The organism is Massilia sp. (genome assembly GCF_032106685.1).
Lineage (GTDB): Bacteria > Pseudomonadota > Gammaproteobacteria > Burkholderiales > Burkholderiaceae_D > Telluria.
In genome coordinates this window covers 82,650-95,627 of sequence record NZ_DAMCPG010000004.1, presented here as the reverse complement: position 1 = coordinate 95,627, position 12,978 = coordinate 82,650, and the positions used below count along the sequence as shown (strand labels likewise).

Annotated in this window: 10 protein-coding genes; 7 read left to right on the top strand and 3 right to left on the bottom strand. The window is 67.4% G+C overall.

The genetic code is table 11. The features are described from left to right. Positions 1 to 3: 3 nt before the first annotated feature. Both RT688_RS04250 and RT688_RS04245 read right to left on the bottom strand, forming a co-directional pair. Entirely contained in the window at positions 4 to 1,194 is a 1,191-nt protein-coding gene (locus tag RT688_RS04250) for a PLP-dependent aspartate aminotransferase family protein (RefSeq protein ID WP_313703603.1), read from the bottom strand. Continuing rightward, complete coding sequence (locus tag RT688_RS04245; RefSeq protein WP_313703602.1) at positions 1,191 to 2,591, bottom strand: cystathionine beta-synthase; 1,401 nt, start codon at positions 2,589 to 2,591, stop codon at positions 1,191 to 1,193. Before RT688_RS04245 ends, RT688_RS04250 begins: the two co-directional genes overlap by 4 nt. 366 nt (positions 2,592 to 2,957) lie before the next feature. On the opposite strand from RT688_RS04245, the gene RT688_RS04240 reads away from it, so the two are divergent. From RT688_RS04240 to RT688_RS04225, 4 genes are all read left to right on the top strand, one after another. Beyond that, positions 2,958 to 3,641, top strand: coding sequence for a DUF1566 domain-containing protein (locus tag RT688_RS04240; protein ID WP_313703601.1), 684 nt, complete (start codon positions 2,958 to 2,960; stop codon positions 3,639 to 3,641). Positions 3,642 to 3,702: 61 nt separating this feature from the next. Next, positions 3,703 to 4,200, top strand: coding sequence for a DUF2127 domain-containing protein (locus tag RT688_RS04235; protein WP_313703600.1), 498 nt, complete (start codon positions 3,703 to 3,705; stop codon positions 4,198 to 4,200). 87 nt (positions 4,201 to 4,287) lie between these two features. After that, positions 4,288 to 5,595 (top strand): family 1 glycosylhydrolase, encoded by a 1,308-nt coding sequence (locus RT688_RS04230; protein ID WP_313703599.1) that lies wholly within the window; start codon positions 4,288 to 4,290, stop codon positions 5,593 to 5,595. Between the two features lie 19 nt (positions 5,596 to 5,614). Further along, on the top strand, positions 5,615 to 6,352 hold the full coding sequence (locus RT688_RS04225; protein WP_313703598.1) for an SDR family NAD(P)-dependent oxidoreductase: 738 nt from the start codon (positions 5,615 to 5,617) through the stop codon (positions 6,350 to 6,352). A gap of 9 nt (positions 6,353 to 6,361) precedes the next feature. Here RT688_RS04225 and prpR read toward each other — a convergent pair whose 3' ends face one another. Further along, positions 6,362 to 8,005 carry a propionate catabolism operon regulatory protein PrpR gene (gene prpR, locus RT688_RS04220; RefSeq protein WP_313703597.1) on the bottom strand — a complete coding sequence of 548 codons (1,644 nt, stop codon included), beginning with the start codon at positions 8,003 to 8,005 and terminating at the stop codon, positions 6,362 to 6,364. A 208-nt stretch (positions 8,006 to 8,213) separates the two neighbouring features. Between prpR and prpB the strand changes: the two genes are divergently transcribed. The 3 genes from prpB to acnD are packed head-to-tail and all read left to right on the top strand — an operon-like array spanning position 8,214 to position 12,886. Next, positions 8,214 to 9,098, top strand: coding sequence for a methylisocitrate lyase (gene prpB / locus RT688_RS04215; protein ID WP_313703596.1), 885 nt, complete (start codon positions 8,214 to 8,216; stop codon positions 9,096 to 9,098). 24 nt (positions 9,099 to 9,122) lie between these two features. Continuing rightward, positions 9,123 to 10,274, top strand: coding sequence for a 2-methylcitrate synthase (prpC, locus tag RT688_RS04210; protein ID WP_312549953.1), 1,152 nt, complete (start codon positions 9,123 to 9,125; stop codon positions 10,272 to 10,274). Positions 10,275 to 10,285: 11 nt separating this feature from the next. After that, positions 10,286 to 12,886 carry a Fe/S-dependent 2-methylisocitrate dehydratase AcnD gene (gene acnD / locus RT688_RS04205; protein ID WP_313703678.1) on the top strand — a complete coding sequence of 867 codons (2,601 nt, stop codon included), beginning with the start codon at positions 10,286 to 10,288 and terminating at the stop codon, positions 12,884 to 12,886. Positions 12,887 to 12,978 lie beyond the last annotated feature (92 nt).

Genomic DNA, 12,978 nt, shown 5'->3' with positions numbered 1-12,978 from the left:
CGACTATACCGCCGCGAGCGCGCGCGCCAGGTCGGCGCGCTGGTCCTCGAGGTGCTCGATGCCGACCGACAGGCGGATGAGGGTGTCGCCGATGCCCAGTTCCGCGCGCTGCGCCGGCGGAATGGTCGCGTGCGTCATCAGGGCCGGATGCTCGATCAGGCTCTCCACCCCGCCCAGGCTTTCGGCCAGGGTGAACACCGAGCAGCTTTCCAGGAAGCGGCGCGCGCCGGCCAGGTCGGTGTCGAGCTCGATCGAGATGATGCCGCCGTAAGCCTCCATCTGGCGCCGCGCCAGCGCGTGTTGCGGGTGCGATTCCAGCCCCGGGTAATGCACCTTGCGCACCTTCGGTTCGCGCTCCAGCCACTGCGCCAGCGCCAGGGCGTTGGCGCTGCTGCGCTCGACGCGCAAGGCCAGGGTCTTGATCCCGCGTAGCACCAGGAAGCTGTCGAAGGGACCTTGAATGGCGCCGACCGCGTTCTGGATGAAGCCGAGCTGCTCGCCCAAGGCCGCGTGGCGCGGCTCCCGGCCGACCACGGCGACGCCGCCGATCACGTCCGAGTGCCCGTTCATGTACTTGGTGGTCGAGTGCACCACGATGTCGATGCCGGACTCCAGCGGGCGCTGGACGATGGGACTGGCGAAGGTGTTGTCGCAGACGCTGACGATGCCGCGCTCGCGGCACAGCTGCGCGATGGCCGCCAGGTCGGTCAGCTTCAGCATCGGGTTGGTCGGCGTCTCGACCCAGACCAGTTTCGTCTCGGGCTTGATGGCGGCCGCCAGCGCTTCCGGATCGGCCAGGTTCACGTAGCTGAAGTCGTGGCCCGCGCTTTTTCTCCTCACCCGTTCGAACAGGCGGTAGGTGCCGCCGTACATGTCGTCGCCGGCGACGATGTGCGAGCCGCCAGGGAGCAGTTCCAGCACCGCCGAGATGGCCGCCAGGCCCGAGGCGAAGGCAAAGGCGGCGCCGCCGTTTTCGATGTCGGCCACGCAGCGCTCGAGCGCCCAGCGCGTCGGGTTGTGCGAGCGCCCGTAGTCCAGGCCCTTGTGCACGCCCGGGCTCTCCTGGACGAAGGTCGAGGTGGCGAAGATCGGCGGCATCACCGCGCCGGTGGCGGGTTCGGGCGACTGGCCGCCGTGGATGACGCGGGTGGCGAGATGCCGCTTGTTGGTCGGCTTGTCGGTGGAGTCGGTCACGATAAGGTCCTGCGCAAATGGTTGAGGAGGTCGAAGCGGGTGATCAGGCCGTAGAAGCGCTCGCCGTCGGCGATGACGGCGGTCAGGCCGCGGTCGAGGATGTCGCGCAACTGCATCATGCCGGCCGACGGTGTGAGCGTCTGCAGCTGCGCCGTCATGGTGCTGGAAACGGGCGCCTTGAAGCGCCCGGGTTCGCTGGTCACGTGCAGCAGCAAATCGGATTCGTCGATGATGCCGACCAGGCGGCCGTTGTCGATCACCGGCAGCTGGGCCAGGTCGCTGCTGCGCATGCGGTTGAAGGCGGTGAGCAGGGTGTCGGTCGGCGCCACGGTGACGACTTCGCCGGCATCGAAGCGGCGCCCGATCAGGTCGCGCAGGTCGCCCAGTTGCGGGCGGTGCAGCAGGCCCTGGTCGACCATCCAGCCGTCGCTGTAGACCTTGGTCAGGTAGCGCGTGCCGGTGTCGCACACGAAGGTGACGACGCGCTTCGGCGTGGTCTGCGCGCGGCAGTAGCGCAGGGCGGCGGCCAGCAGGGTGCCGCTGGACGAGCCGGCCAGGATGCCTTCGTGCTGGAGCAGGGCGCGCGCCGTGTTGAAGCTTTCCTCGTCGCTGATGGTATAAGCGCTGCGCACCCGCGACAGGTCGGCGATGCCGGGGATGAAGTCCTCGCCGATGCCTTCGACCGCCCAGGAACCGGCCTCGGTCGACACCTGCCCGGTCTGGACGTACTCGGCCAGGATCGAGCCCTGCGGGTCGGCCAGCACGAATTCCAGCTCCGGCTGGACGCGGGCGAAGTAGCGCGACAGGCCGCTCAGCGTGCCCGAGGAGCCGACGCCGACCACGATGGCGTCGAGCGCGTGCCCGGCCTGCTGCCAGATCTCGGGGCCGGTCGTGGTTTCGTGGGCCAGCGGGTTGGCCGGGTTGTTGAACTGGTCGGCGAACCAGGCGCCCGGGATCTCGCGCGCCAGCCGCGCGGCGTAGTCCTGATAGTACTCGGGGTGGCCCTTGCCGACGTCGGAGCGGGTCAGGTGGATCTCGGCGCCCAGGGCCTTCAGGTGCAGGATCTTTTCGGCGGCCATCTTGTCGGGCACCACCAGCACCACGCGGTAGCCCTTGATGCGCGCCACCAGCGCCAGGCCCAGGCCGGTATTGCCGGCGGTGGCCTCGACCACGGTGCCGCCGGGCAGCAGGCGGCCGTCGCGCTCGGCCGCGGCGATCATCGCCACGCCGATCCGGTCCTTGATCGAGCCGCCGGGATTTTGCGATTCCAGTTTCAGGAAGAGCTGGCAGGGGCCGGTGTCGAGCCGGGTGACCTGGACCAGCGGCGTGTTGCCGATCAGGGAGAAGATAGCCGCCTGCGCCGGTGCGTGGGACGGGTGTTCCAGATTGCGTTGCATGTTGCCTCCAGGAAGGCGCCTTGTGGGCGCCGCGAACGCCAGAAGAGGGCGCGGATATGCGCCGGATCGTGAAGAACAAGACATCTTACGGCGATCGGCAGGCGAGCGTTTGAAGTGGCGCCAAGCGTGAGCGCGACCGGCCGTGAAGCGTCGAGGAGCCCAAGCTTAACAGTCAACGCATTGTTTGTTTAATAAGATAATCTCATATTGGTATGCGATTCATGAGACGGGCTTATGAAGCATAGGCAGGCCGCAAGCGCGCTCGACGGGCGCAAACGTGTTACCTGAAATGCATGCGATTTTGCCAATGATTGTTGCTCGCTGATGCTATACTGCCCCATCTTCCTTGCCCCGACATCCAGACCCATGCGCTTCCAGCGACTCTCCCTGACCGCGGCCGCCGCGCTGCTCCTGCTTGCCGCCTGCAGCGACAACGGCGTCCAGCTCGGCGAATTCCCGCCGATCACCAAGACCGAGGGCGACGAGCCTTTCGACCTGGTGGCGCCGACGTCGGACAGCCCGGCGCCGTTCACCTTCGACAGCAGCGATGCGCGGGTGGCCAAGATCGAGGGCAAGAGAGTGACGATCGGCGTGGCCGGCGTCGCCACCATTACGGCGCGGCAGGGGGAGCGCGGCAGCTACAATCCGACCTCGACCAGCACGACCCTGACCGTGAACGCGCGCGTCTGCGAAGCGCCATCGGTGCGCGAGAACGGCCTCTGCGTAGCGCCGCCCACCACCGCCGGCTACGTCACGCGCGGCGAAGTCGTGTGGATGCCGGCTTCCTTCCAGCTGAGCTGGGCCAAGGCCGATGCGTTCTGCAGGAACACGACCATCCAGGGCGCGAAAGCCTGGCGCCTGCCGACCAGGAACGAGCTGGCCGAACTGGTCGCGTCGGGCGAGCTGGACGGGCGCGGCTGGAAGGGCGGCGACGCCTGGACCAAGAGCGCCGGCGCCACCGCCAATACCTATGCGACCGTCAACCTGCTGAGCGGCGCGGCCAGCGACCTGGCCGCCGGCGACGAGGCCTACGTCACCTGCGTGCGTTGAGCGCAGGGACCGTGCAGCGTCTTCGCCCCATGACAGCGGCCATGCCTGCACGCGTATCTGCGTGCATGCCTTCGGCAAAGCCGCGGGCGTGAGCGTGCGCCTGTCCCAGGGCCTGCGCGCCGTCGCGATGCTTGAGGCCGCCAAGGGGCTGATCGTCCTGTTGACCGGTTTCGGCCTGTTCTCGCTGCTGCACCGGGACGTGCAGCACTTTGCCGAGATCCTGGTGCGGCACGCCCACCTGAATCCGGCGTCCCACATACCGCGCATCTTCCTCGCCTATGCGGCCAGGCTCGACGACGCGCACTTGCTGCAACTGGCCGCGGCGGCGCTCGCCTATGCCGCCGTGCGCATGGTCGAAGCCTACGGCCTGTGGTTCGGCCGCGCCTGGGGGGAGGGCTTTGCCGCCGCCAGCGGCGCCGTCTACCTGCCCTTCGAGCTGCACGAGCTGGTGCACCGCCCCGGCTGGCTTCCCGCCAGCCTGGCCGCGCTCAACCTGGCCGTGGTCGCCTTCATGATCTATAGCCTGCGCCGGCGCACGCGCGCCGGCAGGCCCGGTTAAGCGAGTCCTACCGGGGCTGCGTGCTACAATCGACTGCCGGCGCATCGTGCTCGTTTCGAGAGCGTCCCGGCGAGCGCGGGGCCGCATATGGTAGCGAGTCAACCTGGCTTTATCTTTGCAACCGGCATCGAAAACAGTATCCCGACCATCGATGGCGGGCGCGTCCGCATGGACGAGATGGCCAAGTGTGGCCATTACCGGCACTGGCGGCGCGATTTCGACCTGGTCGAGGAGATCGGCCTGCGCTTCCTGCGCTACGGCCCGCCCTTGCACACCAGCCTGCTGGGCGCCGGGCGCTACGACTGGTCGTTTGCCGACGACGTCTTTCCCGACCTGCGCCGCCGCAACCTGGTGGCCATCGTCGACCTCTGCCATTTCGGCTTGCCCGATTTTCTCGGCAACTTCCAGAACCCCGACTTTCCCGAGATCTTCGCCGCCTACGCCCGCGCGTTCGCCCAGCGCTATCCCTGGATCCAGCTCTACACGCCGGTCAACGAAATGTCGATCTGCGCGCTGTTTTCCGCCCTCTACGGCTGGTGGAACGAACAGATGCACAGCGACAGGGGCTTCGTCACAGCCCTGAAACACGTGGTCAAGGCCAACCTGCTGGCCATGCGCGCCATCCTGCGCGTGCGTCCGGACGCCTTGTTCATCCAGAGCGAATCGACCGAGTATTTCCACGCCGTGAAACCCGCCGCCATCGGCCCGGCGGAAACCATGAACGCGCGCCGTTTCCTGTCGCTGGATTTGAACTATGGCCGCCGCGTCGACTCCACCATGTACGAATACCTGCTCGACAACGGCATGACCCGGGACGAGTACCACTTCTTCCTGAACAACAACCTGAAGCACCACTGCCTGATGGGAAACGATTACTACCAGACCAACGAGCACCACGTGACGGCCGATGGCGCGACCACGGCGTCCGGCGAAATCTTCGGCTATGCTGTGATCACCCACCAGTACTACAACCGCTACCGCCTGCCCGTGATGCACACCGAGACCAACCTGTGCCAGGGACCCGCCGGCGACGAGGCGGTCAAGTGGCTGCGCAAGGAGTGGGCGAACGTGCTGCGCGTGCGTAACAACGGCGTGCCCATCGTCGGCTTCACCTGGTATTCGCTGACCGACCAGGTCGACTGGGACACTGGCCTGCGCGAAAACAATGGCCGCGTCAACGCCCTCGGCCTGGCCGACCTCGACCGCAAGCTGCGGCCGGTCGGGCTGGCCTACCGCGACCTGATCGCCGACTGGACCGAAGTCCTGCCGACCCAGAGCGTCTGCCTGCAGGTGCCCGTCGCCCTCGGCCAGGATTACCCCGGGCTCGCCGGTCCGCCCGCGCCCACGTCCCTTGATGCCGCGACCGCCACCAGCGCGCCGCGCAATGCGGAGTAAGGCCGAGGGGGAGCCAAGCATGCGATTCTCGAACAAGGTGGTCCTCGTCACCGGCGCCGCCGGCGGCATTGGCCTGAGCGCGGCGCTGCGCTTCGCCGCCGAGGACGCCAGCGTGGTGCTGGTCGACCGCGACGCCGCCGCCTTGCGGACGGCGTTCGACCTGCTGCGCGGGCATGGCCACGAGCAGGTACTGGAAGCGGTGTGCGACGTCGGCGACGAGGGGCAGGTGGCGAGCGCCGTCGAGCAGGTCATGCGGCGTTTCAAGCGGCTCGACGCGGTCGTCAACAATGCCGGGCTGATGATGTTCAAGCCGATCGAGGCCTTGAGCGGGGACGACTGGAGCAAGGTGCTGCGGGTCGACCTGCTCGGCGCCTTCTACTTCATCAAGCAGGCCTTCCTGCACATGCGGCCTGGGGGCGCGGTCGTCAACGTCTCCAGCGTCCACGCGCTGGAAACCGAGCCCCGGGTCGCGCCCTATGCCGCGGCCAAGGCCGCCATGCTGTCGCTGACCCGCTCGGCGGCGCTGGAAGGCATCCCCAAGGGCATCCGCGTCAACGCGATCCTGCCCGGCGCGATCGACACGCCGATGTTGTGGAATAACCCGGAAGTGCATTCCGGCGCCGAGCACATCGATCCGGCCGAGGTCGGCAAGCCCGCGGACGTGGCCGCCGCGATCGCCTTTCTCGCCTCCGACGAAGCCGCCTTCATCCAGGGCGCGTCGCTGCTGGTCGACGGCGGCCGGATGTGCCGTCTCTGATCGCAATGCTTAGGTGCCTGCCCTCAAGCGCCGCCACAGCGTCGTGCGGCTGATGCCAAGGTGCCGTGCGGCGGCCTCGCGCGAGCCGCCGAAGCGGGCGACGACCTCGGCGGCGGTCTCCAGCGCCGGCGCCGCCATAGCGCCCGCGACGAGACCGGATGCCGGCTGCGATGTGGGCTGCGATGTGGGCTGCGATGCGGCCTGCCCCAGCTCGGGCGCCACCGACAGCAGGAAGGCCGGGCTCAAGGCCTGCAGCGGCTCGGCCGCCAGGAACAGGGCCAGGCGTTCCATCAAATTGCGCAGCTCGCGCACGTTGCCCGGCCAGGCATAGCGTTCCAGCAGCGGCGCGCAGGCCGCCAGCTCGGCATGCAGGTTCGGGTGCGGCCGCGCGCCGAGCGCGGCGAGCGACTGCTTGAGCGACCACTCGGCCAGCGGCGCGATGTCAAGCAGGCGCGCGCGCAGCGGCGGCAGCGCCAGGCGCAGCACCGCCAGCCGGTAGAACAAATCGGCGCGGAAGCGTCCTTCGCGCACCCGCGCTTCAAGGTCGCAGTGGGTGGCGCTGATCACGCGCACGTCGATCGGCACCGGCCGCGTGCCGCCGACCCGCATCACCTCGCGCTCTTCCAGCACCCGCAGCAGGCGCGTCTGCAGGGGCAGCGGCATCTCGCCGATCTCGTCCAGGAACAGGGTGCCGCGGTTCGCCGCCTCGAACAGCCCGGCATGGCCGCCGCGGCGCGCGCCGGTAAAGGCGCCTTCCTCGTGGCCGAAGAGTTCCGATTCCAGCAGCGACTCCGCGATCGCCCCGCAGTTCACCGCCACGAAAGGCCGGTTCGCGCCCAGGCTGCGCGGGCCCTCGCGGTGGATCGCCTGGGCGACGAGCTCCTTGCCGCTGCCGGTCTCGCCCTGGATCAGGACGGTCGCCGGCGAGCGCGCATACAGCACCACCGATTGCCGCAGCCGCTCCATCGCCTCGGACTCGCCGCGCAGGTCGTTCAGGCCGCGCCGGGCGCGGCGCGGTTCGCTGGCGGGGCCGCGCCGGATGCGGTTCGCTTCCAGCTGGGTCAGGCGCGCCACTTCCAGCGCATCGTCGAAGGCCTGGCGGATCGACGCGGCCGAGTACAGGAACACGCTGCCCAGGCCCGCTTCTTCGGTCAGGTCGGCGATCAGGCCGGCGCCGACGATCACCTCGATCCCGGCCGCCTTCATTTCCTTGATCGCGGCGCGCGCGTCTTCCCGCGTCACATAGGTGCGCTGGGCGATGCGGATGCCGAAGGTGGCGCTGAAGTCGGCCAGCTCGGGCAGCGGCTGCTGGTAGCTGATCACGCCGATGCGGCTGGAGGCCTTGCGTGCCCGCGCCAGCGCCTGCATCACGTCGAAGCCGCTGGCCTTGGCCACCACCACCGGCGCCGAGACCCGGCCCTTGAGGTAGGCGCCGTTCGAGCCGGCGGCGATCACCACGTCGCAGCGCTCGCTCGCCATGCGTTCGCGGATGTGGCGCGCGGCCTCGTCGAAGCCCAGGTTGATGGGTTCGATGGTGGCCAGGTGGTCGTACTCGAGGGTGATGTCGCGGAACAGGTCGGACAGGCGCGACACCGAGACGGTCCAGATCACCGGCTTGTCGACTTCCTGGGGAAGAGGGGAGAGAGGGCGCATGTTGCAATTGTAACGCATCGTTGTTTCAGATGTTTCACCGTGAAACGCATGTGCAACATCGCCTTGCTTGACGCAGCAGGCTGCTTGACGCTAAACGCCTGAACTATCAGGCTTTCAGGGAGCCCAAGCAGTGCCGGCGCCGCTGGCACGGTCCTTGCAAAAGAACATGCATCATTGTGCAATCGTTTGCGAACCACCAGGAGAGACCATGATCCAATCGCCAGGCGCGCTGTTCCGCCGCGCCGTCCAGGAAGAATCGCCGCTGCAGGTCGTCGGCGCCATCAATGCCAACCACGCCCTGCTGGCCAAGCGCGCCGGCTTCAAGGCCATCTACCTGTCGGGCGGGGGCGTCGCCGCCGGCTCGCTGGGCCTGCCGGACCTGGGCATCTCGAACCTGGACGACGTGCTGACCGACGTGCGCCGCATCACCGACGTCTGCGATTTGCCGCTGCTGGTCGACGTCGACACCGGCTTCGGTTCCTCGGCCTTCAACGTCGCCCGTACCGTGAAGTCGATGATCAAGTTCGGCGCCGCCGCGATGCATATCGAAGACCAGGTCGGCGCCAAGCGCTGCGGCCACCGTCCGGGCAAGGAAATCGTCTCCAAGCAGGAGATGGTCGACCGCATCAAGGCAGCCGTGGACGCCCGCACCGACGAGAACTTCGTGATCATGGCGCGCACCGATGCGCTGGCCGTGGAAGGCATCGACGCGGCCATCGACCGCGCGGTCGCCTGCGTCGAGGCCGGCGCCGACATGATTTTCCCGGAAGCGATGACCGACCTCAAGATGTACGCGCAGTTCGCGAAAGCCGTCGGCGTGCCGATCCTGGCCAACATCACCGAGTTCGGCTCGACCCCGCTGTTCACGGTCGACGAGTTGAAAACCGCGGACGTCGGCATCGTGCTGTACCCGCTGTCGGCCTTCCGCGCCATGAACAAGGCGGCCGAGAACGTCTACACGGCGATCCGCCGCGACGGCAGCCAGCAGGCTGTGGTCGACACCATGCAGACCCGCGCCGAACTCTACGAGCGCATCAATTATCACGATTTCGAGCAGAAACTGGACGCGCTGTTCGCAGCGCAAAAGAAATAATCGGACACTGAACAGGAGACCAACATGAGCGAACAAAATCCAACTTTCAAGCCAAAGAAATCCGTGGCCCTGTCGGGCGTCGCCGCCGGTAACACCGCGCTGTGCTCGGTCGGCAAATCGGGTAACGATTTGCACTACCGCGGTTACGACATCCTGGACGTGGCCAACTCCTGCGAATTCGAGGAGATCGCCTACCTGCTGGTGCACGGCAAGCTGCCTACCGGCGCCGAACTGAAGGGCTACAAGGCCAAGCTCAAGATGCTGCGCGGCCTGCCGCAAGCGGTCAAGCTGGCGCTGGAAGCGCTGCCGGCCGGCAGCCACCCGATGGACGTGATGCGTACCGGTGTCTCGGCCCTGGGCTGCGCGCTGCCGGAAAAGGACGACCACAACATCGCCGGCGCGCGCGACATCGCCGACCGCCTGATGGCGTCCTTCGGCTCGATGCTGCTGTACTGGTACCACTACAGCCACAACGGCAAGCGCATCGAGACCGAGACCGACGACGATTCGATCGGCGGCCACTTCCTGCACCTGCTGCACGGCACGAAGCCGCCGGAAGAGTGGGTGCGCGCGATGCATACCTCGCTCATCCTCTACGCGGAGCACGAGTTCAACGCCTCGACCTTTACCGCGCGCGTGATCGCCGGCACCGGCTCGGACATGCACTCGGCCATCACCGGCGCGATCGGCGCGCTGCGCGGCCCGAAGCACGGCGGCGCCAACGAAGTGGCGCTGGACATCCAGAAGCGCTACGAGAACGCCGACGAAGCCGAGGCCGACATCCGCAATCGCGTGGCAAATAAAGAAGTCGTGATCGGCTTCGGCCACCCGGTCTACACCATCAGCGACCCGCGCAACGTCGTCATCAAGGAAGTCGCGCGTTCGCTGTCGCAGTCGGCCGGTTCGATGAAGATGTTCGACATCGCCGAGCGCCTGGAATCGGTCATGTGGGAAGTCAAGAAGATGTTCCCGAACCTGGACTGGTTCTCGGCCGTGTCGTACCACATGATGGGCGTGCCGACCGCCATGTTCACCCCGCTGTTCGTGATTTCGCGCACCTCGGGCTGGGCCGCGCACATCATCGAGCAGCGCATCGACAACAAGATCATCCGCCCGAGCGCGAATTATGTCGGTCCGGAAGACCTGCAGTTCGTGCCGATCGCCGATCGAAAGTAATGAGCATCACCATGAACAACGCCTACCGCAAACCCCTGCACGGGACCAACCTGCATTACTTCGACGCGCGCGAAGCGGTCGACAGCATCGAAGCCGGCGCCTGGGACAAGCTGCCCTACACCTCGCGCGTGCTGGCGGAAAATCTCGTGCGCCGCTGCGAGCCGATGGCTTTGGTGCCATCGCTGAAGCAACTCATCGAGCGCAAACGCGACCTCGACTTCCCCTGGTTCCCGGCGCGCGTGGTCTGCCACGACATCCTGGGCCAGACCGCCCTGGTCGACCTGGCCGGCCTGCGCGACGCCATCGCCCTCGAAGGCGGCAACCCGGCCCTGGTCAATCCAGTCGTGCCGACCCAGCTGGTGGTCGACCACTCGCTGGCCGTGGAGTGCGGCGGCTTCGATCCCGATGCCTTTGCCAAGAACCGCGCCATCGAGGACCGCCGCAACGAGGACCGCTTCGACTTCATCAACTGGACCAAGAAGGCTTTCCAGAACGTCGACGTGATCCCGCCGGGTAACGGCATCCTGCACCAGATCAACCTGGAGCGCATGAGCCCCGTGATCCAGGTGAAGGACGGCGTCGCCTTCCCGGACACCCTGGTCGGCACCGACTCGCACACCCCGATGGTCGACGCGCTGGGCGTGATCGCCATCGGCGTCGGCGGCCTGGAAGCCGAGAGCGTCATGCTGGGCCGTGCTTCGTATATGCGCCTGCCGGACATCGTCGGCGTCGAGCTGCTAGGTGCGCCGCAACCGGGCATTACCGCCACCGACGTGGTGCTGGCGCTGACCGAATTCCTGCGCCGTGAAAAAGTCGTCTCGACCTACCTCGAATTCTACGGCGAGGGCGCGGCCAGGCTGACCCTGGGCGACCGCGCCACCATCTCGAACATGGCGCCGGAATTCGGTGCGACGGCCGCGATGTTCTACATCGACGAGCAGACCATCAAGTACCTGAAGCTCACCGGCCGCGAAGACGAGACCGTGAAACTGGTCGAGCTCTACGCGAAGGAAACCGGGCTCTGGGCCGACGCCCTCGCAACCGCCGAGTACGAGCGCGTGCTGCGCTTCGACTTGTCGACCGTCGTGCGCAATATCGCGGGACCGTCGAACCCGCACAAGCGCGTGCCGACCTCGGAACTGGCCGCGCGCGGCATCGCCGGCGTCGTGGAAAACGAGCCCGGCCTGATGCCGGACGGCGCCGTTATCATCGCCGCGATCACCAGCTGCACCAACACGAACAATCCGCGCAACATGGTCGCCGCCGGCCTGCTGGCGCGTAACGCCAACAAGGCCGGCCTGCTGCGCAAACCCTGGGTCAAGTCCTCGCTGGCGCCGGGCTCGAAGGCGGTCTCGCTCTACCTGGAAGAAGCGGGCCTGCTGCCGGAACTGGAAAAGCTGGGCTTCGGCGTGGTCGCCTTTGCCTGCACCACCTGCAACGGCATGAGCGGCGCGCTCGACCCGGTCATCCAGAAGGAGATCGTCGAGCGCGACCTGTACGCGACCGCCGTCCTCTCGGGCAACCGCAACTTCGACGGCCGCATCCACCCCTACGCGAAGCAGGCTTTCCTGGCCTCGCCGCCCCTGGTCATCGCCTACGCGATTGCCGGCACCATCCGCTTCGACATCGAGAAGGACGTGCTGGGCACGGACGCGAACGGCAAGCCGGTGACCTTGGCCGACATCTGGCCGAGCGACGAGGAGATCGACGCCGTCATCGAACAGAGCGTGAAGCCCGAGCAGTTCCGCAAGGTCTACACGCCGATGTTCGCGCGCGTGGCCGACGACGGCGAGGCCGTGAGCCCACTGTACGACTGGCGTCCGCAAAGCACCTACATCCGCCGTCCGCCCTACTGGGAAGGCGCGTTGGCCGGCGTGCGCACCTTGTCCGGCATGCGTCCGCTGGCGGTCCTGGGCGACAACATCACGACCGACCACCTGTCGCCGTCGAACGCGATCATGATGGACTCGGCCGCCGGCGAATACCTGTTCAAGATGGGCCTGCCGGAAGAGGACTTCAACTCCTACGCGACCCACCGCGGCGACCACCTGACGGCCCAGCGCGCGACCTTCGCCAATCCGACCCTGAAGAACGAGATGGTGCGCAATCCGGACGGCAGCGTGCGCGCCGGTTCCCTCGCGCGCATCGAGCCGGAAGGGCAGGTGACCCGCATGTGGGAAGCGATCGAGACCTACATGGAGCGCAAGCAGCCGCTGATCGTGATCGCCGGCGCCGACTACGGCCAGGGTTCCTCGCGCGACTGGGCGGCCAAGGGCGTGCGCCTGGCGGGCGTGGAGGCGATCGTGGCCGAAGGCTTCGAGCGCATCCACCGCACCAACCTGGTCGGCATGGGCGTGCTGCCGCTGGAGTTCCAGCCGGGCACCAACCGCCTGAGCCTGGGCATCGACGGCACCGAGACCTTCGACGTGATCGGCGAGCGCACCCCGCGCGCGACGCTGACCCTGGTCATCCACCGCAAGAACGGCGAGCGCGTCGAGGTGCCGGTCACCTGCCGCCTCGATACGGCCGAAGAGGTGTCGATCTACGAAGCCGGCGGCGTGCTGCAGCGCTTCGCGCAGGACTTCCTGGCCTCCTCGAAGGTTGCGGCGTAATCACGCCTGCGACTTGCCCGGGAACCCGTAGGGTGGGCGGCTCCGCCGCCCACGCGTTCAAGCAGCAGGTGATTAATCGCGACAATGCGCGC